The sequence below is a fragment of the Amaricoccus macauensis genome, from assembly GCF_049800915.1.
Taxonomy (GTDB): domain Bacteria; phylum Pseudomonadota; class Alphaproteobacteria; order Rhodobacterales; family Rhodobacteraceae; genus Amaricoccus; species Amaricoccus macauensis_A.
On the sequence record NZ_JBNAFY010000012.1, the window covers coordinates 21,050 to 45,082 of the forward strand.

Annotated in this window: 29 protein-coding genes; 10 read left to right on the forward strand and 19 right to left on the reverse strand. The window is 62.2% G+C overall.

What is annotated here, in order from left to right; all coding sequences use genetic code 11:
* Nucleotides 1-46: 46 nt before the first annotated feature.
* Entirely contained in the window at nt 47-1,096 is a 1,050-nt protein-coding gene (locus tag ACP15W_RS20540) for a C4-dicarboxylate TRAP transporter substrate-binding protein (protein ID WP_424934750.1), read from the reverse strand.
* A gap of 199 nt (nt 1,097-1,295) precedes the next feature.
* Here ACP15W_RS20540 and ACP15W_RS20545 point away from each other — a divergent pair, with 199 nt between their 5' ends.
* A complete protein-coding gene (locus ACP15W_RS20545; protein WP_424934751.1) occupies nt 1,296-2,702 on the forward strand; it encodes a hypothetical protein in 1,407 nt (468 codons plus the stop codon).
* 276 nt (nt 2,703-2,978) lie between these two features.
* Here the strand turns inward: ACP15W_RS20545 and ACP15W_RS20550 are convergent, their stop codons facing one another.
* The gene (locus tag ACP15W_RS20550; protein WP_424934752.1) at nt 2,979-3,911 is read right to left on the reverse strand and encodes a helix-turn-helix domain-containing protein; all 933 of its coding nucleotides are present in this window, start codon (nt 3,909-3,911) and stop codon (nt 2,979-2,981) included.
* A 228-nt stretch (nt 3,912-4,139) separates the two neighbouring features.
* Between ACP15W_RS20550 and ACP15W_RS20555 the strand changes: the two genes are divergently transcribed.
* On the forward strand, nt 4,140-4,370 hold the full coding sequence (locus ACP15W_RS20555; protein ID WP_424934753.1) for a hypothetical protein: 231 nt from the start codon (nt 4,140-4,142) through the stop codon (nt 4,368-4,370).
* Nucleotides 4,371-4,377: 7 nt separating this feature from the next.
* Nucleotides 4,378-4,521 carry a hypothetical protein gene (locus ACP15W_RS20560; protein ID WP_424934754.1) on the forward strand — a complete coding sequence of 48 codons (144 nt, stop codon included), beginning with the start codon at nt 4,378-4,380 and terminating at the stop codon, nt 4,519-4,521.
* A 221-nt stretch (nt 4,522-4,742) separates the two neighbouring features.
* Here the strand turns inward: ACP15W_RS20560 and ACP15W_RS20565 are convergent, their stop codons facing one another.
* Genes ACP15W_RS20565 through ACP15W_RS20580 form a run of 4 tightly spaced genes read right to left on the reverse strand, consistent with a single transcriptional unit; the run spans nt 4,743 to nt 8,329 of the window.
* Nucleotides 4,743-5,117 carry a zincin-like metallopeptidase domain-containing protein gene (locus ACP15W_RS20565; RefSeq protein WP_424934759.1) on the reverse strand — a complete coding sequence of 125 codons (375 nt, stop codon included), beginning with the start codon at nt 5,115-5,117 and terminating at the stop codon, nt 4,743-4,745.
* A gap of 34 nt (nt 5,118-5,151) precedes the next feature.
* Nucleotides 5,152-6,150 carry a tyrosine-type recombinase/integrase gene (locus ACP15W_RS20570; RefSeq protein ID WP_205620784.1) on the reverse strand — a complete coding sequence of 333 codons (999 nt, stop codon included), beginning with the start codon at nt 6,148-6,150 and terminating at the stop codon, nt 5,152-5,154.
* Entirely contained in the window at nt 6,147-7,094 is a 948-nt protein-coding gene (locus tag ACP15W_RS20575) for a tyrosine-type recombinase/integrase (RefSeq protein WP_205620785.1), read from the reverse strand. Before ACP15W_RS20575 ends, ACP15W_RS20570 begins: the two co-directional genes overlap by 4 nt.
* On the reverse strand, nt 7,091-8,329 hold the full coding sequence (locus tag ACP15W_RS20580) for a tyrosine-type recombinase/integrase (protein WP_205620786.1): 1,239 nt from the start codon (nt 8,327-8,329) through the stop codon (nt 7,091-7,093). Before ACP15W_RS20580 ends, ACP15W_RS20575 begins: the two co-directional genes overlap by 4 nt.
* Before the next feature lie 407 nt (nt 8,330-8,736).
* Between ACP15W_RS20580 and ACP15W_RS20585 the strand changes: the two genes are divergently transcribed.
* The 4 genes from ACP15W_RS20585 (at nt 8,737) to ACP15W_RS20600 (ending at nt 11,361) form a co-directional block, all read left to right on the forward strand.
* Nucleotides 8,737-9,315: a DsbE family thiol:disulfide interchange protein gene (locus tag ACP15W_RS20585; protein ID WP_051487970.1), complete on the forward strand. Its 579-nt coding sequence runs from the start codon at nt 8,737-8,739 to the stop codon at nt 9,313-9,315.
* Between the two features lie 110 nt (nt 9,316-9,425).
* Nucleotides 9,426-9,833, forward strand: coding sequence for a TlpA family protein disulfide reductase (locus ACP15W_RS20590; protein ID WP_262504532.1), 408 nt, complete (start codon nt 9,426-9,428; stop codon nt 9,831-9,833).
* Nucleotides 9,834-9,928: 95 nt separating this feature from the next.
* Complete coding sequence (locus ACP15W_RS20595; protein WP_043847339.1) at nt 9,929-10,657, forward strand: cytochrome c biogenesis CcdA family protein; 729 nt, start codon at nt 9,929-9,931, stop codon at nt 10,655-10,657.
* Between the two features lie 44 nt (nt 10,658-10,701).
* Nucleotides 10,702-11,361, forward strand: a complete 660-nt coding sequence (locus ACP15W_RS20600; protein WP_081749901.1) for a cation diffusion facilitator family transporter — start codon at nt 10,702-10,704, stop codon at nt 11,359-11,361.
* Here ACP15W_RS20600 and ACP15W_RS20605 read toward each other — a convergent pair.
* From ACP15W_RS20605 to ACP15W_RS20615, 3 genes are read right to left on the reverse strand one after another with little or no spacing between them, the layout of a single operon-like run.
* Entirely contained in the window at nt 11,345-12,592 is a 1,248-nt protein-coding gene (locus ACP15W_RS20605) for a cytochrome P450 (RefSeq protein ID WP_043847341.1), read from the reverse strand. The two genes, ACP15W_RS20600 and ACP15W_RS20605, sit on opposite strands and share 17 nt — an antisense overlap.
* A 3-nt stretch (nt 12,593-12,595) precedes the next feature.
* A complete protein-coding gene (gene lspA / locus ACP15W_RS20610) occupies nt 12,596-13,096 on the reverse strand; it encodes a signal peptidase II (RefSeq protein WP_043847342.1) in 501 nt (166 codons plus the stop codon).
* Entirely contained in the window at nt 13,093-13,947 is an 855-nt protein-coding gene (locus ACP15W_RS20615) for a cation transporter (RefSeq protein ID WP_424934755.1), read from the reverse strand. The genes lspA and ACP15W_RS20615 overlap by 4 nt, the downstream gene beginning before the upstream one ends.
* Before the next feature lie 56 nt (nt 13,948-14,003).
* On the opposite strand from ACP15W_RS20615, the gene ACP15W_RS20620 reads away from it, so the two are divergent.
* A complete protein-coding gene (locus tag ACP15W_RS20620) occupies nt 14,004-14,348 on the forward strand; it encodes an ArsR/SmtB family transcription factor (RefSeq protein ID WP_043847344.1) in 345 nt (114 codons plus the stop codon).
* 63 nt (nt 14,349-14,411) lie between these two features.
* A complete protein-coding gene (locus ACP15W_RS20625; RefSeq protein ID WP_131618216.1) occupies nt 14,412-15,956 on the forward strand; it encodes a multicopper oxidase domain-containing protein in 1,545 nt (514 codons plus the stop codon).
* 183 nt (nt 15,957-16,139) lie between these two features.
* Here ACP15W_RS20625 and ACP15W_RS20630 read toward each other — a convergent pair whose 3' ends face one another.
* From ACP15W_RS20630 to ACP15W_RS20655, 6 genes are all read right to left on the reverse strand, one after another.
* Nucleotides 16,140-17,435 (reverse strand): dihydrolipoyl dehydrogenase family protein, encoded by a 1,296-nt coding sequence (locus ACP15W_RS20630; protein ID WP_092696185.1) that lies wholly within the window; start codon nt 17,433-17,435, stop codon nt 16,140-16,142.
* Nucleotides 17,436-17,687: 252 nt separating this feature from the next.
* Nucleotides 17,688-19,112 (reverse strand): mercury(II) reductase, encoded by a 1,425-nt coding sequence (gene merA, locus ACP15W_RS20635; RefSeq protein WP_043847346.1) that lies wholly within the window; start codon nt 19,110-19,112, stop codon nt 17,688-17,690.
* A 3-nt stretch (nt 19,113-19,115) separates the two neighbouring features.
* Nucleotides 19,116-19,256: a hypothetical protein gene (locus ACP15W_RS20640; protein WP_157835930.1), complete on the reverse strand. Its 141-nt coding sequence runs from the start codon at nt 19,254-19,256 to the stop codon at nt 19,116-19,118.
* On the reverse strand, nt 19,253-19,672 hold the full coding sequence (gene merF, locus ACP15W_RS20645) for a mercury resistance system transport protein MerF (protein ID WP_051487972.1): 420 nt from the start codon (nt 19,670-19,672) through the stop codon (nt 19,253-19,255). Before merF ends, ACP15W_RS20640 begins: the two co-directional genes overlap by 4 nt.
* Nucleotides 19,669-19,986: a hypothetical protein gene (locus ACP15W_RS20650; RefSeq protein WP_043847347.1), complete on the reverse strand. Its 318-nt coding sequence runs from the start codon at nt 19,984-19,986 to the stop codon at nt 19,669-19,671. The genes merF and ACP15W_RS20650 overlap by 4 nt, the downstream gene beginning before the upstream one ends.
* A gap of 12 nt (nt 19,987-19,998) precedes the next feature.
* On the reverse strand, nt 19,999-20,388 hold the full coding sequence (locus tag ACP15W_RS20655) for a mercuric transporter MerT family protein (RefSeq protein WP_043847349.1): 390 nt from the start codon (nt 20,386-20,388) through the stop codon (nt 19,999-20,001).
* A gap of 72 nt (nt 20,389-20,460) precedes the next feature.
* On the opposite strand from ACP15W_RS20655, the gene ACP15W_RS20660 reads away from it, so the two are divergent.
* On the forward strand, nt 20,461-20,877 hold the full coding sequence (locus ACP15W_RS20660; protein ID WP_177190541.1) for a MerR family transcriptional regulator: 417 nt from the start codon (nt 20,461-20,463) through the stop codon (nt 20,875-20,877).
* A gap of 213 nt (nt 20,878-21,090) precedes the next feature.
* On the opposite strand, the gene ACP15W_RS20665 is transcribed toward ACP15W_RS20660, so the two are convergent.
* From ACP15W_RS20665 to ACP15W_RS20680, 4 genes are all read right to left on the reverse strand, one after another.
* Nucleotides 21,091-21,786 carry an ArdC family protein gene (locus tag ACP15W_RS20665; protein ID WP_424934756.1) on the reverse strand — a complete coding sequence of 232 codons (696 nt, stop codon included), beginning with the start codon at nt 21,784-21,786 and terminating at the stop codon, nt 21,091-21,093.
* A gap of 236 nt (nt 21,787-22,022) precedes the next feature.
* A complete protein-coding gene (locus tag ACP15W_RS20670; protein ID WP_424934757.1) occupies nt 22,023-22,331 on the reverse strand; it encodes a hypothetical protein in 309 nt (102 codons plus the stop codon).
* A complete protein-coding gene (locus tag ACP15W_RS20675; protein ID WP_424934758.1) occupies nt 22,328-22,909 on the reverse strand; it encodes a recombinase family protein in 582 nt (193 codons plus the stop codon). The genes ACP15W_RS20670 and ACP15W_RS20675 overlap by 4 nt, the downstream gene beginning before the upstream one ends.
* 349 nt (nt 22,910-23,258) lie before the next feature.
* Entirely contained in the window at nt 23,259-23,942 is a 684-nt protein-coding gene (locus ACP15W_RS20680; protein WP_424934706.1) for an IS6 family transposase, read from the reverse strand.
* Nucleotides 23,943-24,033: the final 91 nt, after the last annotated feature.

Genomic DNA, 24,033 nt, shown 5'->3' on the forward strand with positions numbered 1-24,033 from the left:
GGAACGGATCGTCGGCACCCCTCCCGGGCGCCGACGTCTTTCCGGCTTACCTGGGGTTCCAGGGATATCCCTGCTCATCGCGCTGCTTGGCATAGACGCCGATCAGTTCGATGTAGCGGTCGACGAGCGCCTGGCCATTCAGCCCGGCCGCGTCGGCCCGGGCGATCCACTCGTTGACATAGGGCGCGCCAGTGGCCGCGAACCTGGTCTTGTCTTCGTCCGACAGCTTGTAGATCGGGGTGCCCTGATCGACCAGAATCTGCAGCGATCGCTCGTTGGCGGCCTCCACCAGACGGCCGTAGTGATCCGCCAGTCCCTTTCCGGCCGCCATGAGGGCATCCTGCTGCCCGGGCGACAGGCTGTCGTAGGTTTGCTTGTTCATGAGCACGCCGAGCGAACCGATCTGGCCGAAGTCGACTTCTGTAAAGCTGTCCAGGACTTCGTTGAATTTCAGAGATTCGATCAGATAGGTGTAGGTCTGCGTACAGTCGATGACGCCGGTTTCGAGACCCTGATAGGCTTCGTAGACAGACATATCGACCGGCGTTGCACCAAGATCGTGGAACATCTTGCCATAAGCGCCGACGCCGCGGACTTTCACCCCCGGAAGGTCGTCCAGCGACTTGATTGCCTTCCCCTTGCAGCCGACCTGCACCGGCGAGGTCGTGAACGTGCCGACATAGACCAGGTTTTGCGCCGCAAGGTTCTGAACGATCGTTTCGTCGGACCGCATGATCTCGTCGATTGCGCGCATGCCGACCCACGGATCGGAATTGGGCAATGGAAGATCGGCGAGACCGTAAGCGATCATGTCCTGCGGGAAATAGGCGCCGATGACGGTTCCCATGTCCGCAACACCGTCACGGATCGACTGGACCGCGACCTTGTCTGAAAACAGCGCGCCCCCCCAGTTCACATCGATCAGGAGATCGCCGTCGGATTGACGGGCAACCTCGTCAACCAGCCACTTCGTGGCTTCGGCACGCACGCCGCGATTGGGGCCGCCTTCCGAGTAAAACAATGTGGTTTGCGCGCTGGCGGCACCGGCCATCAGCAAAAGGGCAGTCGTCGCGGCTGTCTTTGACAGGCGTTGCATGGCGTTCCTCCTCCGTCTGATCGCGACCCGCTGCGCTTCGTATGGCGCAGACAATGGCCGTGATTCGTCCTGTATTTTAGTATGTAGCATAGTGTTCCATAGAATAGAATACAGTTGCGATATGCGGTCTTCCATCTGTACATTGCCGCCTGGATACCCCCGCCCGATGAGGGAGCCGGGGAGTCGCTGAGGAGGGGACATGGACAGAAGCCGTCGCGCTGTGCTCGCGAACGTCACGGCGTCGGTCGCAATCGTGCTGGTGATCCTGAGCACCATCCTTTCGGTTTTCGTGCCTGTGCCTGCGCCGGGGGTCATCTCGGCAGTCGGCCTGACGGTCTATTTCTCGTTGTGCTGGCGGCGTTTCAGTGGTGCGGCATGGCTGACCTTGAGCCTCTGTGCGCTGCTGCTGACTGCGGAACTGCTCGTTGGCGTTCGGCCCGAGGCCCTGATCGAGGGGATGAACCGGATGGGGTTCCTGGCGGCCTTCCTGGCGGTCATGGGCATGCTGCGCGTCGCCGCAAGCAACGACCCCGAGATACGGCGCGCGGGAGAATACCTGACCGGCCAGCCTCCGGGCCACCGCTACATCGCCATGACCTTCGGCGGTCAGTTTCTCGGCATGCTGATCAATTTCGGCGGACTGGCGATCCTTTTGGAAATGACCCGGCGCGCGATCGACACGCAACGCGGCGCGGTTCCCGAGACAACCCTCGAATGGCGGCTTCGGCGAATGACGACGGCGACGCTACGCGGCTTTTCCCTGCTGCCCCTGTGGTCGCCCATCGGCATCGGCGTGAACGCCCTGCTTCTTGCGATGCCGGGGCTGCGCTATGTCGACCTGATCGGCGGCGGGCTGGCGGGATGCGCATTGTTCATAGCCTGGGGCTGGTTTCTGGACCGCATCTCGTCCCCGAGACCGAAATCCCCGCTTGCGCCGCGGACGCCATCCGGCGCTCGGCCGCTTCTGACCCTGGCGGTGCATGTCGTCTTGCTGCTGCTGACCATCGCCGTCATCAGCGCGCTGACCGGCGCATCGTTCCAGTCAGCACTGCTCATCGCCATTCCGATCTACAGCCTGTTCTGGTCGGGTTGGTCCTTGCGCCACACGGTCGGTCCGACCCGTGCCGCAAGACAGATGCTTGCAACAAGTTTTTCCAGTTTCCCGCGCGCAGCGGCCGAGATCGGCGTCTTCGCCTCGGCCGGCCTGTTGTCGGTCCTCGTTCTCGAGGTTCTCCCGGCCGATCTCATCGAACACTTCCTGCATCAGCTCGGAAAGCCGTGGCTGATCATCGTCATGCTCAATTCGGCGTTGTTCCTGCTGGCGGTGATCGGTGTGAACCCCATCATCTCGGCGTCGGTCATGGCCACCATGACAGGTCAGTTTGACATTGTCGGCCTTGATGATGTGCCCGTTGCCCTTGCCCTTGCCGGTGCCTGGGCGGCAGTGATGGGCTTTGCCCCGGCCATGACGACGGTGACATTCGCCGGGTCTCTCATCGACCGGCCGGCATCCACGGTCGGGCCGCTCTGGAACGGGCCGTTCTGCATCTCTGCCTTTGTCCTCTGGACCACGACAATCGCCGCGTGGGTTGCATTTTCCGCCTAGGATGCAGCGCCCCGGCCTTGTCGCGGCAATCGGCGCCAAGGCTGGCGAGCCCTGCCCCGCAGGCTTCCGGCGACGGCTTCGATCTCGGCCCGTCCGAGGACCGGGCAGAGGTTCATGACCGGGCAGGCTTCGGCTGGTGCGGTCAAGGCAGAGACGCCATGGCCGCGGACTGCCGAACAGCGCCACCACGAGACGGACGGCCCCATCCTCGGGCAGATCGACATGCCGAAAGAAGTGCTGCCGCCGACGGCAGGACGCGGCCGAGGTGCCCTGACGTTATCCCCCCGTCATCCCGCCGTCGAGCAGGCTCCTGGCCCGTGCGGCCTGGCGATATTGCGATGGCGTCATGCGCACCACCGCCCGAAACCTGCGGTTGAAGTTCGAGATATTGTTGAATCCCGCCTCGAAGCAGATGTCGGTGACAGGCTTGTCGGTCTCCAGCAACATCTGTCTCGCAGTCCAGATCCGAAGCGAATTCAGATGTTCGGAGAAGGTGTTGCCTGTCTGCGCCTTGAACAGGCGCGAAAAGGCGCTTTGCGACAGGCCGACCATGCGCGCCACGTCCGAAAGCCGGGGGGCGGCGTGAAAATTCTCTCGGATGTACTCCAAAGCCGTCTCCAGCGCCGCCTGGCGCTGGTGGCCCTCGGGGTGGAAATGGTCGCGGAACTCCTTTGTGGCGAGGATGCGGTAGTCGCCCGGCGGACAGGCGGCAAGCCGGGCAAGCAGGTCGAGCAGATGCGCAAACCGTGCCAGGCCCGTGGTCACGCCCATAGCTTCAATTATCCGCCGGCCTTCATCCGCGACCGGTCCGGTGAACTCGATCCCCAGCGCCGCCCGCTCGAACAGCGAGGACAGTTCGCCGAATTCCGGCATCTGTGTCGCTGCGTCCAGAAGCACATTCCCGTCGAACTGCACGACCACATCGCGTTCTGGCAACCGGGTTCCCGCCGGTGCCGGCGTGATCCAGTTGTGCGGCAGGTTCGCGCCGACCAGCACCACCTGACCGGGCTCGAACCCGCCGATGTAATCCCCGACATAGGCGATCCCGGAGGAATAGCGGATCAGGTGGATCTCGAGTTCGGGGTGATAGTTCCAGACCGTCCGCTGCCATGGAAAATCGTCCTGCCGCCACAGGCAGGTCTCGCCCGGCGGAATCGTGATGTGCTCATAGTACGCACTGTTGAACCTGTCTTTGGGCTTTTCATGCATGGTCATCCTGGAATGGCGCCTCTTTTTGGGCAGCAGTGCCGCTTTCCATGCAAGAAAGTATAGATCACGCGCATTTGCTGCGCTAGTCACGCGCGCCGCAGAAGTGGACATTACGCTGGCGTTCGGCGCCCGCACCACTGCGCCGGCCAACGATAAATTGGGAGGAGCCAATGAAACGAACTATTATCGGACTCGCGGATTTGCCGTGAGCCAAGCCGCTCCGGGACAATGAATACCATCTTCCACGAGATCATTCTGATCGGTGAAGCCGACGCCATCATGAGACCGCTGTTCGACCTTCTCTCGGCCCGCAGCCATGAGAGGGTGCGCTACTTCTCGCGCCTTCAGTTGTCTGTCCCGATCCTCGCAAATCACCGGCGTACCTTGATTATCATCGACCTTGATGCCCACCCCTTTCGCGGTGTTGCAGGCCATCAGCAGTTCCAGTCCGGGGGCTGATGTCGATGTGATCGGCCTGACGGGCACCCCGTCCCAGGGGCTGATGCAGTATGCGATCAAGTCCGGGATAGGCGCCATCCTGACGAAACCGGTGTCGCCAAAGCAGTTGCTGGATCGCATCGACCGGATCTTCCGTCGGGAAGTGTCGTGAAATGACAAAAACTCCAATATCTTACAGGTCCAACGGATAATCTGCCTTATGTAAAGTAAGTGATGCCAGAAGCGGTAAACCTTAAGACCCCGCACGGTCAAAGAGACCGGCGGGGCGTGTCGCACCGAGGCATGAACAGAAGTTCGGAGAGGCGGGTGCGACCATACTGTTTATATTGGAAAAACTGCCTACTCGCCAGTTGTCTTTGTTGAGAGACCGCCTCAGGCGGCGGCCTCGTCATCTTCGTCGATCAGTGGCTGACAGCCGTGGAGGTAGTCCACGGCCCGCTGCGCATGGGCAGCGGCCTGAAAGATGAACCGCTTGTCATCCTTCAGCGCCTTGAGCCAGCTGGCGATATAGGCGGCGTGCTCGTCGCGGGGTTCCGGGGCAAGACCCAGGTCGGCGCAAAGGAAGGCGGCGCCGAGCTCGGCCACCAGCTCCTCCTGGGCATAGCCCTCGTCGCCCCATTTCTTGCGGCCGAATTCTCGCTCCAGCCGGGTCGGATGCCGGGTCCAGTGCGACTTATGCCGATATCGGCATAAGACCCATAATGCCGCGTTTTGGATTATGCCGCGCGGACAGCGTATTGCCCTGATCCGTCAGGGGTGCCCGCGCGACAAGGCAGCATAGTCAGAGGTTTTCGAGGAAGCTGAGCAGGTCGTCGGGTGGCTGGTATCTTCCTGCGATTTGGTCGATTGCCTGAGTTCTTTCCATGGCGCGTTCCTTCAACTCGATGTCGGCGTGGAGGTATATCTGGGTCGTTTCCGTGGACTCGTGACCCAGCCACAGCGCGATGACGGTTCGGTCGACGCCGCTCTGGAGAAGCTGCATGGCCGCGGTGTGCCGAAGCACATGCGGCGTTACGCGTTTGGCTCGAAGGGACGGACAGGTCGACGCAGCCGTAGCGACATGCCTGCGAACCAATTGCTCCACGGCGTCCCGGCTCAGCCGTCGACCCGCCTTTCCTACGAATAGCCAGTCATCGTCGTCCGCTTGCCGTTCGTTCAGCCAGCCTGACAACTCGGAACGGCTGTCGGAGCGAAGCGGAGTGGCGCGTGACTTTCGCCCCTTGCCCTTGCATCGGACATGGGCACCGGTCCCAAGCTTGATGTCCCTGATCCTCAGCGAGATCATTTCGGACACCCGGAGGCCGGTTTGCAACATCACGGTCAGGATGGTCCGGTCCCGCCGGCCGAACCACAGGCTCGTATCGGGGGCGCCGAGAAGCGCATCGATTTCGTCACGAAGTAGGAAGTCGACGACGCGCTTCTCATAGCGTTTGGAGGGCATTGCCAGAATTTTCTGGCAATGCAGGAGCAGTTGGGGCTCATTGACGGCGACGTACTTGAAGAACGACCGGATCGCCGCGAGGCGGGTATTTCGGCTCCGCGCCGAGTTCCCGCGCTCCTTCTCGCAGAATGTCAGGAAGCGGCCAATCAACGCGGCGTCGAGATCGCCCACCCGCAGGTCGGTCGGCAGGCGGTCCAGTTCGCGCGTGGCAAACCGCAACAAAAGCCGGAACGTATCCCGGTAGCTGGCGACGGTGTTCGGGCTGGCGTCGAGCTGGCCGAGCAGCCGTTCCGTGAAGAACCGCTGGACATAGACCGGCAGGGGATACGCGGCGATCATGACGCGTATCCCCGGTAACGCCGTTCCGCACGGTCGGCGGCGAGCTGCATCAGTTCCGGGACGGCCTCGATATACCAGTAGGTATATTCCGGTTGGACATGCCCGAGATAGGCGCTCAATTTGTACATCTCGCGGTCGATCTCGCGCCCCTCGCGGAACCATCCGAGGATCGTCCGGACCGCAAACGTGTGCCGTAGATCGTGGATGCGGGGTCCCGTCCCGTGACGTTGATAGAGTTGCGGGCCTCTCAATCCGACTACCCGGCTGATTTCCGCGAAGTTGTACCTCGCTCCGCAATCTCCTGCCGGCGTTCCGTTCTCCTTCAGGAAGAACCGGCCGTCGGTCGGACCGAGGATGCGATCCCGGACCGCCGCATAGCTGGTCAGACGTTCAGTCGTACTTTCATGGATCGGGATCAGCCGGCCGGTTCCGTTCTTGCTCTTTTCGACCTGGAGGAAGCCGCGATCAAGATCCACGTGCTTCCGATCAATGTTCAATGCTTCGTTGATACGTAGCCCGGTGACGGCAATCAGGCCGAACACGGTCTGCCAAACCGCTGAACGGAGACCATAGACCGACGGCAAGGCCGCCGCCGCCGCCACCAAAGATCCAATCTCTTCCCTGGTGTAAATATAAGGGGCGGGCCGAGTGTGCTTGCGGCCCGGGATCAGTTCGGCGGGAAGAACGTGCGTCAGCGCGTCGTGCTCCGCCAGCCACCGGGAGAACCCGCGAACCATGCTGAGCCTGTTGGCCCAGGTGGCATTGCTGGCGGAGCCGTAGGCTGCCTTCCACGTCAGGAATAGGTCCGTGGTGATGTGGCGATCACCACGGTCATCGGCGAAGGCTGTGAACTTGCGCAATACGCGTTCCGGGAACGCCAGGTCGAACCCGAAGCTCCGGCGCAGGGCGAGGTATTGATCAAGCCGCTGGGACAAGGAGATCATCGTACGTCCCCCTCGATCGGCCATGGCTGAGCGAGCCCCCGAAGCGCTTCGACATCATGCTGAGCGTAGATGGTGGTGGACATCTGTGACCTGTGGCGGAGGACATCCCCGATCTCTTCCAAAGACGCCCCCTTGCGTAGCAGGTCCGTCGCTAAGCTGTGTCGGAGGATGTGAGAGCCGATATAGGATTGCGGGGGAGCGATGCCGGTGGCGTCGTAGACATTCTTGAGGATCAAATTCACGATCTGCCCGTTCTTGAAGCGGCTGTACGGGGCCCGGGACAGAACGAACAGGGCGCGGTCGGATCCCCGACGCTCATTCTGGATGTAGTCGACGATTGCTCTGCCCACCTCGTCGGTGAGGGGCATGCGATCATGAAGTTGACGCTTTCCACGGATCAGGATTTCACCGCGCCGCCAGTCGATATCATTTAGCTGGATCGCGACCACTTCCGGGGACCGCAGCCCAAGACGAGAGAGGAGGAGCAGCATCGCATAGTTCCTCCGCCCGGTGTTCGGCGTAACCCTTGCGGCCTCGATGAGGCGCTGAATATCCTCCGGCGGCAGATACCTCGGAATTGCGGTCGGCTTGGGTTGCCGGCTGGGCGGTATGCTTCGCCCGAGATTGCGTTTGGTTTGACCGCTCCAGAACAGGAACACGAACAGATTGCGCAGGTGTGACGGGACCGTCTTCTCCCGCGGTGCTGCCCCGGCCCTCCGGCGCTCCAGGATGAAGGACACGACATCCTCGGGGGTGATCTCGTCCAGATCCCCGAGGGCCGACCCAAACATGTAAGTAAGGAACAGGTCGTAGTACCGAATGCAGTGGTAGATCGTGCTGTCAGCGAGACCGCGCTCCTCATGAAGATAGGCCTCGTATTCCCTCCTGAGACGAGCTCGGCGCGATGTGTCGAGAGAAGAGGGACCCCGTCCGGGTGCGCCGGCATTCTCGATCAAGTAATCGCGGAACCGTTCGAGCCTGTATTTGGCGTGCGTGCGGTCGCCGGACCGGACCTTGGTGACGCATCCTGATATGATCTGCGTGGCCGTAGGATCGTCTAGATCATATATCGCTAGATGTTCTTGTTCGAGGTGCTGCCAGAAGGCGTGGGCGCTATCGCCATATTTACGCACCAAATCAGCGCTGTAGCCCTGACCAGCGATGAATTCGGCAAACGTGCATGCGATAGTTGTAAGTGGTTCGGGCGTTTTCGGTTGCTTCGATGAGGTTTTCAAGGGTGGTCCTCCAGTTTGATGGAGGGCCATCGTAGGCCGGATTTCGCGGAACCGAGGGGGACTACCGCCAGAACCTCATCGGCGGCAGTTTCGTCGCTGTCATGGGTGATAAGCTCGTTTGCGAGACGGCTTGGAGAACCGATTCAGACGTTTGCCGCGCCTTGCTCGAGCGGCGACACCGCGGACGAAGCGGCCGTTCAGAAATCTGAATACAACGGCCTCGTCAGATACCGACTTTTCGCTGATCTCCTACGACGCCAAACAGCAAGAATGGCTCACTTCTGCGAAGCCGCGGCAACGCTCTCCCCCATCGCTCGGAGAGAAGTTGCGGCGTTGTGATCTGCGACAGCTTGCTATATATCAGCGCCCGCTGATATCTTATTCCTTCCAAGTATTGGCGGCAGGCTATGAGTTCGAAGGATAACCAGGAAGAGCGGCACCGGAGGGGGCGGCTGCTTGCGCTCTTGCCGCTGGCGGTGTTCGGCCTGCTGGGTGTGGCTTTCTACTGGGGCCTCTGGAACAACGACGACCGGTTGCCGTCGACGCTGATCGGAAAGCCGATCCCGGAGTTCGCGCTGCCGCCCATCGAAGGGAGGCAGGACGGGCTGTCGTCGGTCGACTTGGAGGGCCAGGTTTCTCTCGTTAATGTCTGGGCGTCGTGGTGCGTCCCCTGCCGCGCGGAGAACCCGCTTCTCGTCGAGCTGGCCGAAGCGGGCATCGTCCCGATCTACGGGATCAACTACAAGGACGATCCCGAAGCGGCGCTGGCATTCCTCGACGAGCTCGGCGATCCCTTCACCCGCATCGGCGCGGACCAATCAGGCCGCGTTGCGATAGACTGGGGCGTCTATGGGGTGCCGGAAACATACGTAATCGATGCCGAGGGGCAGATTGCATACAAGCATGTCGGCCCCTTTGATCAGGCCTCGCTTGAGGAGGACATTTTGCCGGTCGTGCGCCGGTTGCAGGCGGAGAGCGACCCGTGAGGCGGCGTGACGTCCTTGCCGGAGTCCTGGCGCTTGCGGCAAGCCCTGCCTCCGCCCGACCACCGATTCCTGTTCACGGGACTCCTCGTGATCTCCTGTCGCCGCCTTTCGTGGACGGAGATGGGCGGGATCGGACGCTGGCGGATTTTGAGGGACGTGTCTTGCTTGTGAACATTTGGGCGACCTGGTGCCCGCCCTGTCGCGAGGAGATGCCGACGCTCGACGCGCTGCAAGCGCGCCTCGGCGGACCGAATTTTCATGTTCTGCCGCTGTCGATCGATCGGGCCGGTCTCGAACCCGTGCGCCGCTTCTACCGAGAGACCGGCATTCGCAACCTCGATCTCTATATCGCGGAGGATACGCGCGCGATGCTGGCCTTGGCCGTGGTGGGTCTGCCAACAACGATTCTGATCGACCGCATGGGGCGCGAGCACGGGCGCCTCGCAGGCCCGGCCGAATGGAACAGCCCCGAAGCCGTCGCGCAGATAAGCGCTCTTATTAACGAACGGAAACAATAGGACATGGAAAAGCACGACGACCGCACCTGCGGCGCCAGCCGTTCCACTCCGCGCGCACACGTGGCGGCGGTCTCGATCAGCGCGGAAATATGGATATGATTGACCTTTCGGCTCTGGGACTAATGGCGGCATTGCTGGCCGGTGCTGTTTCCTTTCTGTCGCCCTGCGTGCTGCCGCTCGTGCCCGGCTACGTATCCTACGTTGCTGGACGTACGGTCTCCGGCAGCGCAGCGCCTTCGAAGGGGCGGGCCGTCTGGCTCAGCCTCTGCTTCGTCCTCGGCTTCTCTACTATCTTCATCCTGCTCGGCGCCTCAGCGACCGCGCTCGGCCAAACCTTGCTGCGGTGGCGCTACGAACTCAACATCGTGGGCGGCGCTATCGTGATTTTGTTCGGCCTGTTCATGATCGGGGCAGCGCGCCTATCGGCCATGGAGCGCGACCTGCGCTTCCATCTCGACCTGCCGGGCGGGCAACCGGTCGCCTCCTACGTGCTCGGGCTCGCCTTCGGTTTCGGCTGGACACCGTGCATCGGGCCGATCCTCGGCGCCATCCTGACCGCCAGCGCGACGAGCGCGACGATTGGCGAGGGCGTCGCACTGCTTGCCGTCTACTCGGCCGGCCTTGGGATTCCGTTTCTGGTCGTCGCGGGGTTCACCGACAGTATTGCCGGCAGGCTGCGCGGCATCGGTCGTTGGGGTCGGCGCCTGCATCAGGCTGCGGGCGGCATCATGATCCTGATGGGCTTGGCGATGATGACCGGTCGTTTGAGCGCCTTGGCCTACTGGCTGCTGGACACCTTCCCGGTCCTTGGGCGGATCGGATGAACACAATCCAACATTCGGAACATTTACGGCGTCGAGAGTCCAAGATGGCAAAAAACCAAGATAACCGGCAGACCAATCTCAAGCGCGGCATCCGCGTCGAGATCGCCAGCCTCGTCTACAACGTGATCGAGGTCGTCGTATCCGTCACCGTAGGACTTCTGACCGGAAGCGCGGCGCTGGTGAGCTGGGGTCTCGACAGCACGGTCGAGGCTACTTCGGCTGCGACGCTGATCTGGCGCTTGAAGGGTGAAAAGGACGGTGGCGACAAGCGCACGGTCCTGCATCGCAAGAAGGTCGCGCTCTACGTGGTCGCCTGTGCTTTCTGGATCGTCGTCGCGGCGATCCTCTACGAGGCGGTATCCGCGTTCATCTCGCAGGAGGCACCGGGCTTCAATTGGTGGGGTATCGCAATCCTGTGTGCTTCGCTCGTGGTCAACCCGTTCCTCGCTTGGGGCAAGTATCGCTACGGCAAGCGGCTCGATGCACCCGCCCTGAAATACGATGCCAAGGACACCATGATCTGCCAGTATCAGACAATCGTGGTGTTGGCGGGGATCGGTCTGACGCAATGGATGGGCTGGTGGTGGGTTGATCCGGTCGCGGCGCTTCTGATCGTGCCCTACGTTGCGTGGGAGGCGTTCGAGGCCACCAAAGATGCGCGGTCGGTCGATCCGGACGAGGCCGAAGCTACTGCCGACGCCTGACGTTGCGCATGATGAACCGGGATTTAGGCATGGGTGGCAGTTCGCCGGTTTCCAGATCCAGAACCTGATCCGGCACTTCGAAGTTGATGGCGTTCACCAAGAAACTGCAAAACGCCTTCATCTGGCTGATCGCGATCCACTCGCCAGGACAACGGTGGTTCTTGTGGTGATCACCACCGCCCTGCGGAATGAAGTCGTAGGGGTTGTCTTCCCGATCCTGAAACCGCTCGGGCCGGAACTCTTGCGGCGCGTCCCACGAACGAGCGTCGGTATTCGTGCCGTAGAGGTCGAGCAGAACCCTGTACCCTTCGGGGAAGCGATATCCGCGCCACTCGAAATCCCTCTTCACCCGTGCTGCGACCGCGGGAAAGAACGGATAGAACCGCCGGACCTCTTGCACGAAAGGTTCGAACTGTCCCTCGTCGTCCTTCAGCTTTTGCCGCCACTCCGGATGCCGATGCAGGGCATGCGCAGCCTGGGCGATGAACGCCGAGACCGCGACGATCGGGCGTACGACGTTCAGAAGCTCCACGGCGGCCACTTTGGAAGTCAGCAGCTCCCCGTTCAGGTCGCGCCAGGTCGCGACGACATGGGCTGCGCTTTCCTGTCTTGTCTGAAGGCTTCCGTCGCGCACCCGTTCGATAATCCCGGCCGCCCAACGCTCTGCGCGATGCCGCGCCAGACGCGCGCCCCAATGCTTCCAGCCGACGGCCCCGGCGTCCTGGAAAAGCGCCGTCATCTGCGCCGTCCGCGTCTCCACCTCTGCTTCGGGAAGCGGCACGCCCGACCAGTCGCAGGCGATTCTGGTGAGGATTTCGCGCGCTTGGTCGTAGAGAACGACCTCGTCCGCCGCTTCCCAGTCCCGTGCGTAGCGGTCCAACAGGTCCCGCGTCGTGTTTTCGAGAGCTTCGATCCGCTCCGACGCCATGAGTGACATGAACATCTGCTTCCGATGACGGTGGGCCTCGCCATCGAGCCCCTGGATGCCCTTTTCGCCGAGCAGGGTTTTCTGGATACGCTTCGGCATCGAGCCTGCGCGCACGAGCCCATCCTCAGAATAGAAGACCTCCGCTGCTGCGGCGCCTGTCATGCAGATCGTCTTTTGAAAGAGGATGCGGGTTTCGAACAGGTCTGTGTGGAGCGCGTGGCAGGTTTCCGCGATGAACCCATACGGATTGCTCAACAGAGAGAGGGTGCTGTCGAAGCCTTTTGAGGATGGAATGCTGGACATTGATTACTTCCCCGTAGCGCTCTCTTTGCGGTGGTTCTGTCCGGGTTTGATCTTCGCCGACCGAAAGCTGTCCCGGAATAGCAGGGCCGCGCCACAGAAGATCGCAACATCCGCAAGGTTGAAGGACGGCCAGTGGTATGACCCGTAATGGAAGTCGAGAAAGTCCGGAACGGCCTGATAGCGCACGCGGTCGAGAACATTGCCGAGCGCACCGCCGATGATCAGACCGAGGGCGGCGGCCGTCAGCCTGTCCGGCGCGCGCCACAACCAGATCAGCAGCCAAGCCACGATCACGGCAGCAAGTGCGATGAGACCCCACCATGGCACGACTCCGCCGAGCATACCGAAGCTGACCCCATCGTTCAGAACCCGCACGAGATTGAGGAAGGGCAGAACCTCGACGCCGCGCTCAAGCGCCGGGGTGTTCAGGGCAAGCGCCTTGGTGCCCTGATCGAGACCGAACGCCGTGACGGCGCAGATCGCGCCCAGAACGCGGCCGTTCATGCCGCCGTCTTCAGATCGGCCCGCGCGTCGCGGATGATTGACCAGGACGAATGCAGGAACAGCCCTGCGATGCCAAAAGCGACGATGAGGTCTGGCCACGAACTTCCCAGCCACCATACAAGGCCCGCCGCGATAACGACGGCCGCGTTGCCGATGGCGTCGTTGCGCGAGAACAGCCAGACGGCCCGCATATTCGCGTCGCCCTTGCGGAACCGCAGCAGCGGCAGAACGGAGATAACGTTGACGACAAGGGCGATCATGCCGAGTAGGCCCATGAGGCTCGCATCGGGCGCCGTCTGCTCGAAGACCCGCACGATCGTCGTGCCGAGGACGCCAAGACCGAGCAAACCGAGGAAGATGCCCTGAATCAGGGCCGACCGCGCCCGCCATGCAAGGCTCCAGCCGATGGCCAGGAGGCCCAGGAACGTGATTGCGCCGTCACCGATAAAGTCGAGCGCGTCGGCCTTCACCGCCTGCGATCCGGCGATGAACCCGCCGACCATCTCGATGACGCCGTAACCGACATTCAGGATCACGACGATCCAGAGGGCGCGCCGGTAGGCGGGGTCCTGATGGGCCGGGTTCGGCGGGATGTCTCCATCGCCCTCAATCCTGTCGAAACCGTAGCCGGTCACGGCAACGGCCTTTTCGATGTCAGGCAGGCGCGCTTCGGGGGCGTTCAGTGTCATGATGTGGGTCGCCGCCGACACCTTCACATCGTCAGGTGCGACTCCGGCCGAGTGCGCCGCCCGCTCGATCTGCGCGGCATCCTTCGCGCAGTCCATACCGGAAACCCGGTAACGGACGGGCGGGGCATCTGCCGTCGATCCGGCACTTTCGGTGTTGGCCATGGTCGCGCTATTCCTGTTAGGATCGATTGAAGAACGACATATCAGCGGGGAATGATATGGTGCAAATCGTCGATGACCGCAAGAGTGCGACCATCGAGCGACGGGCGAAGCTGTTCCGCGGCTTCGCGGACCCGAGCCGCCTGGCCATCCTCGGTGCACTTTGCAACGGGCCATTGGCCGTCCACGAGCTCGTCGAGCGGACGGAACTATCGCAACCCAACGTCTCCAACCACCTCAGATGCCTGCTGGACTGCGGGCTTGTCGCGAGCGACCGCGATGGGCGCTTCATCCGCTACCGTATCAGCAGCCCGCGCATCACGGTCCTTCTGAGCGATGTGGACGCACTTCTCGACGTGGTTGCAGAGGGTGTTGAGGCGTGTGACAACTATCGTGGGGCATAAGAGATTGAAGTTAAACGGACTCCGTTGGGAACGACGCAACCCTTCCAGTGACAGGGTATCACTGTGAGACGCCGAGAGTTTCTTAGCCTCGCCGCAGCCTCCCTCGCGACCCCTGCACTGAATATCAGCCGGGCGTGGGCCGCCGAGCCCGGCGCGCCCTTGCTGATACCGGAAGTCATGGACATCGCCCCCGGCGCAGGCAACGCACTCGATGCGAGACGCGGAACACGTGACTTCATCGCAGGTGCGGCGTCGGAAACCTGGGGGTACTCGCAAGAATACCTAGGACCGCTGCTGCGGTTCCGGCGCGGGCGCATCGCAAACATAAGTGTCACGAACCGTCTCGATGAACCGATCACGGCTCACTGGCACGGCATGCACGTGCCGGGCTATCTCGACGGTGGGCCGCAACTTGCTTTCGGCCCGGGCGAGACCTGGGCGCCGGAGCTGCCGATCGATCACCCGGCGGCGACGCTGTTTTACCACAGCCATATTCACGGGCGCACAGGCCCGCAGGTCTATCGCGGGCTGGCGGGCATGATCATCATCGACGACCCCGGCATCAAGGACCCTCTGCCGCACGACTACGGCGTAAACGATTTTCCACTCATCGTGCAGGATCGCCGCTTCGACCGGTCAGGCCGTATGATCTATGGTCTCGGCATGATGGATCGGATGCACGGGTTTCGGGGGGACCAGATCCTCGTCAACGGTGTGGTCCGTCCCAAGCTTACAGTTCCGGCGGGTCTGGTGCGTCTGCGTATCCTGAACGCTTCGAATGCACGCGTGTATGATTTCCGTTTCACCGATGGCAGGCAGTTCCACCAGGTCGCGAGCGATGGCGGCCTTCTGGACCGCCCGCTTGCCATGGCCAGCCTCCAACTTGACGGCGCCGAACGGGCCGAGATCGTGGTCGATTTCTCGGACCGGTCACCTGTTTCTCTCGTCTCGCGCGACATCAGGATGGGTGGCATGATGAACGGGGGCATGATGGGTGACTGGGGCGGCTCCATGATGATGGGCGATAGAGGCATGATGGGAGATCGCGGTAGGATGGGCGACCGCGGTATGATGGGGATGGGTGGAAACAGTGGTACGCCGCTTGAAATCATGTCCTTTGATGTGGGCGAAGCTGCGCCCGCCGGCCCCACCCGCCTGCCCACCTCGCTGCCTTCGGATGCCCCTGCACTCGGCGATCCGGTCCGCAGGCGCGATTTCACCCTCAACATGCACACTAGGGGCATGATGCGCGGCGGCATGATGGGTGGCGACGGTCAGATGATGGGGATCAACGGCGAACCTTACGTCATGGACCGCATTGATGAGACCATCCGCGCAGGCGAAACCGAGCTTTGGCGCATTAATACCGATATGATGATGCGGCACACGTTCCACGTTCACGGGACTTCCTTTCGGGTCGTGAGGCAGAACGGGCGGCCGGTCGACTCGGCACGGATCGGTTGGAAAGATGTCGTTCGTGTGCAGGGTCCGACCGAAATCCTGCTGAGGTTCGACAAGCTGGCCTCGGAAGAGACACCATTCATGTATCACTGCCACATCCTCGAACACGAGGATGTGGGCATGATGGGGCAGTTCACAGTTACATAAAAGAACCCCACCTGCCTGACACCGTTTCACATGGGCGTTATCGAGAGCTAACGTCTTCTTGCAGCGTTCTATCAGGTGCCGGTGCCGCCTTGTTGAAACGTATCGCGGATTACGTCTAGACCCGAACGGAAAACATCTCGCTAAGCTGCGGGTCCGCCGAAGCGGCCGTTCATTCGCTCCGCATCATTGGTCGGTGAGGGCTCTTCGGCAGCCCTCGCCGCGCGCTGTCCGAGTGACCGGTGTCGGCTTAGCGTAGGATTTCACACTCTCCCGCAAACGACCCGGTTCACTGCCCTCCTCGACCAGAACCTTGTAACCTGAGACCGATTCCGCCTGTTGGCGTGTAGAAAACCAGCCCGGCGTCCGATCGGATTGCATGCGGAACTTCAGGCCCTGTTCACGGGCCTCGGCTTCGTCCAGCCCGACCCGGGCGAGGGGCGGCAGGGTGAAAGCGACAGACGGAACGCCATCGTAGTTCGGCGTGCTGTGATTTCCCTCAAGCAGGTTCGCCGCGACCACCTTGCCGTCGTGATTGGACACAGGCGTGAGAGGCGGCCCCATTTGCGCCGTATCACCGGCCGCATAGACGGCCGGGTTCGACGTGCTTTGCAGGTATTCGTTAAGAACCAGTTTGCCCTCTTGTAGTTCTACGCCTCCGGCCTCGAGATCGAGCGCCGCGAAATCAGGCTTGCGGCCCGCGGCGTGGACGACAAGATCCGCTTCAAAAGTCTTCGAGCCCCCCTCGCCGCCAGTCGTGATGCGGAAGGTGTCGCCGGTCTTCTCGACGCGCTCTACCTCGGTGTTGGTGTGCAGCGTGACGCCGATCTCGTCGTATTTTTCCATCAGCCACTCGACCAGGTCCGGATCGAACCCCTTAAGCATCCTCTCGCCATGCTGGAGGATCGTTACCTCGGCCCCGGCGCGCGCGGCGATGTGCGAGAACTCCGCAGCGATGTAGCCTCCGCCAACCAGCACGATCCGGCGCGGAAGGCTTTCCATTTCGAGGAAACCTTCGTTGTCGATCAGATGCTCTTCGCCGGGTATGCCCAACTTCATCGGCTCCGCTCCGGTCGCCAGAACAATGTGTTTTGCTTCCAGCGTCTCCCCTTCGACCTCAACAGAGTTCGGGCCAACGAAGCGCGCCCGTCCGTGGAAAGTCGCGATGCCGCTTTCGGAGAAACTCTTTTCCTTCTTCCCAGGCACCGGATCGGTGAAGCCGCGTTTGAACTCCAGCAGGTCGCGCCAATCGATCTGCACGTCGGCCTCGACACCTTTGCCCCGCATTCGTCGCGCGTGGTCAGCGGCAGAGGTGCCTCCGATCAGCATCTTCTTGGGGTCGCAGCCGCGTAGGGCGCATGTGCCGCCATAGGGACGGAAATCGGTCACGGCAACGCTGCGGCCCGCGGCGCTGACACGCTTGGCCACCGTAGTCGCGGCAGTGCCGCTGCCGATGACGATTACGTCGTAGGTCTTGCTCATGACATGTCTCCTTGTGCTGATACCAAGTGTCGTCCCGCGCCCCCGTGACGATGTGTTTGCTTCAGCTTGGAAATAGCCTGATGGGCGCGGTCAGCATGGCGCGGTGCAGAGCCTGCGGAAAAAGCAGTTCCATCGTGCCTATCGAGGTCGATGGTGCTGTTGGATGGCGCCGTAGGCGCGCATGCCCATGAGATATTCCGCCCTTGGCTCCAGCCTCTCCCCGTAGACGGACTGGAGCCAAGGGAGAAACCGTTATCCGGCGCAGCAGCTGAGCATGGCCACATCCTTGTCGAAGGTCTGCGCGGCGAGCTTCAGACCTTCGACGGTTGTCAGATAGGGGAAGATCGTTTCTCCGAGCGCCTTCGTGGTCATGCCCGCCTTCAGCGCCATAGCCAGCGTCTGGATCGTATCGGAGCCTTCGGGTGCCACGATCTGCCCGCCGAGCAGCCGATCCGTTCCTCGGTCTGCCACGAGTTTAATGAGGCCGCGCGTATCACGTGCCGCCTGGGCCCGCGGCACCTGGTCGAGGGGCAGCACCGAGGTCTTCACCTCGTGTCCCGCATCGCGCGCCTGCTGCTCGCTGAGGCCAACGCCCGCCACCTGCGGGTCGGTGAACACGACCCAAGGCATCGCGGTGTTGTCATAGTGCTCTATGCTGTCCGCCACGGCGTTGCGGGCAGCGATCTTGGCACCGTAGGCCGCCATGTAGACGAATTGATCGCGGTCGGTCACGTCGCCGGCCGCAAAGGTGCCGGGGCGCGACGTCTGCATGTCGGGCCCCACAACAATCCCGCCACGGCTGTCTGTCTGCACGCCCGCAGCCTTGATGCCGAGGCCTTCGGTATTGGCCTGTCGACCGGCAGTCACAACGATCCGCTCGGCCGTGACATCCTGTGTGATCCCTTCCTGCGAGGCTCGCAGGGTGGCGCCGTCGTCCGAGGCGCTGACGCTATCGTATTGCAGGCCGGTCAGGAGGGTAACGCCCTCGGCTTGCAAAGCCTCGCCCAGGGCCTCAGAGACCTCCGGTTCGGCTCCCGGTAGTAGACGCGAGCGGGCCACGAGGGTCACCTTGACTCCAATTCGGGACATCATCTGCGCCAGCTCTGCGCCGATATACCCAGCACCGATGAAGATAAGGCTTTTCGGCAGAGTCTCGAGTTCGAGAAGCGAGGTGCTGTCGAGCGGTTCAACATCCTCGATCCCGCGGATCGCCGGGAGAAGCGAACGGCTTCCCGTGGCGATCAACGTCCTGGGGGCTGTGATCCTGCGTCCGCCCACCTCGATGCCGCCATCGACCAGTGTTGCCGGTCCCTCGTCAATGTAGTCGATCCCCTCGTATGCCTGCAGAAGATCTGCGTATTTTTTCTGGCGCAGCGTCGCCACGAGGTCATCCTTGCCGGCGATCAGCGCGGCCCAGTCATCGACCTGAACCGAGCCGGAGAGCCCAGGAAAACGGGCAGCGGCCTTGGCGCCATGCACGGCCTCGGCGGCACGTATCATCGTCTTGGACGGCACACAGCCGACATTGACGCAGGTCCCCCCGATCGTTCCGTGGCCGATCAAGGCTACGCGCTTGCCTGCTTCGGCTGCGGTGATCGACGCGGAGAAGCCAGCAGACCCCGCCCCTACGACGATCAGATCGTAAGCTCCGCTTTCGTTCGAGCAGCAGTCTTTCATGGTTCAACTCACTTCCGTCGTCGGGTCGGCCTTCGGCTTGGCGAAGATCAGATAAAAAATGGCGCCGGTCGCCAGCAGAGGCGTGGCCATCGAGAACAGGCCGATGAAAAGGCCGGCAGGAGAACAACAGGCAGCCGCCATCATGGTCGGACCTCCTTTGCGTTGCGATTGAGGTAGAGAGCGTAAGCACCGGTCAGCGCTGCGGCGAGGAGCGTAAAGGTCACCGCCCCGCGAAACTCCAGGAAGATGATCAATATCGAGAGCAGCACCGCGATGAGCGTGGCCCAGATCTTGGGGGACGGCCCAGGCCGCGCGGCACGCAACCACAGAGCTTGAGCGACCACCGCAAGGCTGACGAACAGCAACGGGAACAGCGCGTAATCCAGCCATCCCGTCACCGCCGACAGGCCTGCGCCGGCCAACACGACAACCAGAAGCGGCGTGAAGCAGCACAATGCTGCAAAAAGGGCGCCGCCAAGGCTGCCCTTCAGCAGACGGTTCCCCTGGACCTTGTCCGGCTGCTCTGACAGTCGATCCGGATTATCGAGGTCCTGCCTCATGAGCCCTCACCACTCATCGGATTTGCAAGTAGCGCTGCCGGGTAGCCGTTTTCTTCGACCGCCGCGATAAGGGCGTCGGTGGAGGTCGCTTCGTCGTCAAAACGGACCGTATATAGCCCCTTGCTCGCGGCCTTGCCTTCGGCGAAGTCCTCAATCACCACGCTTTCCACGGATTTCAGTGAGTTGCCGACAATGAACGAGCACGAGGGGCAGGTCAGTCCGCCGACCTCGAGGCGGACGACCTGCTCGGCGGCGAATGCGGGGGCAGCGATCAGCGTGGACAGCGCCAAGATGCCGGACAGGAAGTGTTTCATGTCAAGGCTCCTTCAGAACGAGAGTATGTAGGGGGAGACGTAGGGAAACAGCATGGCGATCAGGATCACCGCGGCAGCGCCCCAAAGAACGGCGCGCATCGCGGTTCGGTTCATCGGCCGTGCACAGGTGCCATCGGCGCAATGGACCGGCCGATAGGCCTTATAGAAACCGTAGCTCAGGAACGCAGCGGCAACTGCGAACGTATACCATTTGTAGGCGTAGAGCGCGCCCATCTGCGCGATGAAGACACCGCTGACGCCAAAGCTGACCAGCACCAGGGGCAAGATGCAGCAGGACGTCATGGCCAGGGCCCCAAGGGCGGCAAGCGTGGTGGCCGTCCAGCCGCGGTTCTCATTGGCGTCTGATGTTTCACGTGGCGGTGCAGGGTCCGTGGTGTCCATGCGGGGTCTCCTTGCGATCATCTGGCAGGAGACATACGGTCTGTAGTAGATACAGGCTCAAGAGGTATTCTGATGATCGAAGGTCACGCTCACGTGAAGCCTTTGCAGCGGGCTGCCCTCGCACGGGCAACTGGATGCAACCTTGAGACCATCCGTTACTACGAAACGATCGGCGTCATGCCAAACCCACCACGAGACGCCAACGGCTATCGCAGCTACAGCGAGGAACATGTGCGGCGGCTGCGCTTCGTCATGCGCAGCCGTGATCTCGGGTTCTCTCTCGAGGAAATCCGGGGATTGCTCAGCCTCGTCGACAGCCACAGCCAGACTTGTGCCGAAGTGGAGGGTATTGCCTCAGCTCACCTTCGTGATGTCCAGGATAAGATCGCTGACCTACAACGGATCGAGAAAGTACTGAGCACCACCGTAGCTCAGTGCAGCGGAACCGACGCCCCAGAGTGCCCCGTGCTCGACGCATTGCTGGATTGAACGCCCGCTGTTGCTGCATCCGTGGCCTACGTCGTGTTCTCCTCGCGCTGCTAACCCAAACACAGGTAGCGTTCGAAAGGTCGGACCATTGCGTCGGCGGCTAGCGGCGCAATCATAGATAGCTGACATTCATACCGAATGCAGCGATGTGTAGGCTGGGGCTCTCCGCGAACCTTCGCCGCGCGGCCCACGAATGGCCGCTCTGGCATCTGACTATGCCGCCTTGTCGCGCGGGCACCCCTGACGGATCAAGGCATTCCGCTGTCCGCGCGGCATAATCCAAAACGCGGCATTATGCGTCGCCTCATGCGCCAGGGTGGCATAGTAGGCTGCCGGGTCCTCGAAAGCCTCGAAGGGCGGCATCTGCACGTAGTCGGGCTGCAGCGCATAGTAGGCGCGGTTGCCACCGTGACGGATGTCGGCGCCAGTGGCGGCGAAGAAGGCCTCGGCCGCCACGTCGCGCTCAATGCCCTCGGGCATCTGCTGGGCGGTGGCATAGTAATGCTCGGGCAAGCCCTCGACCTGCTCGACGTTGAAGACCGTGTAGGCCTTCAGGAAGGGGATGGCGACCTCACGCTCTTCGCCTTTGTCGTCCGTCTCGGTGCGGCGGAGCTTGTCAGCATAGACGACGGTCTCTCCCTTCGAGCCCTTGCGGACCTGGCCGCCGAGTGCCTGCGCTTGGCGGTAGGTCATCCAGATCGGGGCGGTGTAGCCGGTGGCCACCGAAGCGGCCCAGAGCAGGATGATGTTCAAGCCGCGATAGGCGACGCCGTTGTGGCGGAGCGGCCTCGTGATGCGGCCGGCGAGATGTTCCGCGTTCCAGGGCTGGTGCCAGGTGCGGACCCCGGTTTCGAGATCGGCGATGATCTTGTTCGTCACGCGGGTGTAGATGTCGGGTTTCTGAGCCATGTTGACCTCCTTTCGGCTGGTCCCGTGCGGGACGCGGAGGTCAGGGGCGGGCGCCTCAGAGCCGGCCGGGCATGGTCAACACGGGGAGCGGCCAGGGACGCAGACGCGAATGGAGCGGGCAGGCCATTGCGCGGGCGGCGGCGCCCGTCACATTCCGCGGTCCCTTCCCTGCACGGGCCGGGCGACAGGAGCGGCAGAACAGGCCAACCCGACTCGGTGTGTGAAGTGACGAAAGATCAGGCGGCGAGATCGAGGCCGTCTTCAGTGAGCCAGCCCTCAGGATCGTAGAGCGACCGGCAGCGATAGGCCGTGCCCAGACGGCGTGGCGCGGTCAGACGTCGCCGCAGCACCTGCCGCACTCTGGCCCGCACAGCCCCAATCTCATCGACCGCATAGCGCAGGTTCCGACCGGGGGCTCCAATCCGGCCGAAGGTGACCTCGACGACAAACATGCCGAACAGATCCCGAGAGACGACGACATGATAGGCGCGCGCGAGGTTGCACGCCGGCAGTCTGGCTTCCAGGTCGCACTCGAACAGGGTCATGTGCCTGGCCCATCTTCAACGGCGCTGCGACCGCCCGGTAGATGCCGATAGAGCGTGGACGGTACGACGCCGAGACGCTTCGCCACCTGCTCCATGGTGATCTCCGGATCACGCAGCAGCGCCCGCGCATGCGCGAGGTCCTCGGCCGACAGTGCCGGGGGCCGTCCCCCGAGCCGGCCACGGGCCTTGGCCGATGCCAGTCCGGCCATGGTGCGCTCTCGGATGATCGACCGCTCGAACTCGGCCAGCGCGGCGAAGATGTGGAAGACGAGGCGCCCGCCGGAGGTGGTGGTGTCGATCGCCTCGGTGATCGACCGGAAGCCGATCCCCCTGCCCTCCAGTGTCTCGACCGTCTCAATGAGCTGTTTGATGGATCGTGCCAGACGATCGAGCTTCCAGACCACCAGCGTGTCGCCATCGCGCATATACTCGATCGCCGCTGTCAGCTGTGGTCGGTCGCGCTGTGCGCCCGAGGCCTTCTCTTCGAAGACCTTCTCGCAACCGGCCGCCTGCAGCGCGTCGAGCTGCAGCTCGGGCTTCTGGTCCTGAGTGGAAACGCGGGCATAGCCGACAAGCACGGGCAATCCTTCCGAAAACTCATCTACATGATAGCTTTTCGGAGGCTACGTTTCAAGATATAGTTTTCGGAGACATGCCCGCATGAGAAAGCCCGCAAGAAGCAGGCTGTCACGGAATATCCGAGAAACGACCGTTTTCGAGAGGTTCGACTAGTGACTTCGGCAGGATTGCGGGCGGTTATGGGTTCAGCCCCTGATCCGATGAAAAACTAGGCTAGTTGCGAACCGTTCTTATCAGAAGCGGTACGGAAACCGCATTTCCCCCGTTTCGCGTCATCAGGATGTTGCAGCCCGGGGTTCTGTCGCAAACTTTTGTGGTGGTTGAGGGCAGGCCTTTGTCTGGACACACTTATCCTGCAAGAGCGACGAACTGCTGAAAGGCGGTCTGACCGTTGGCGGCGAGCTGGCCCTTTCGGATCATGTGAGCCGTCTCGATCCCGGCCAGGGTCGCCTGGGCCGCGGCGAAGGATTTGAAGCCCATCATCGGCCGGGTGATCTTCTTGATGAAGCGGTGATCCTGTTCGATGAGGTTGTTGAGGTATTTGACCTGCAGAACCTCGATCAGCCAGAACCAGCCGCTCAGGATCAGCAGGATGTTCATGGTCTCAAGACCCGCCAGGTTCGCTCCGCTCTTGTCGATGACGACCTTGTCCGGCCAGCCGTTGGCTTCGATCGTTCGGGCGAAGAAGGCGGAAGCGGCGGCCTCGTCACGACGCTCCGAGAGCATGAAATCAAGGGTCTTGCCGTCCCGGTCGATGGCCCGGTAATGATAGGTCCACTTGCCCTTCACCTTGATATAGGTCTCGTCCATGCGCCAGGACCGGCAGGTGGCCGACTTGCGCTTCTGCGCCTCTTCGGCGACCAAGGGTGCGTATTTCACCACCCAGCGGTTCAGAGTGGAATGATCCGCCCGAACCCCGCGCTCGAGCAGGATCTCCTCGACATCGCGGTAGGAGACGGCATAGCGGACGTAGAAATACACGGCATACAGGATCACGTCCCTCGGGTAATGGCTGCCCTTGAAATCGATCATACCGCCCACGCGCTTTCCGGACCTTCACCGCGGCGGATATAGCCGCGCAGTCGACGGCGCGAAAGACACCACAAAAGTTTGCGACAGAACC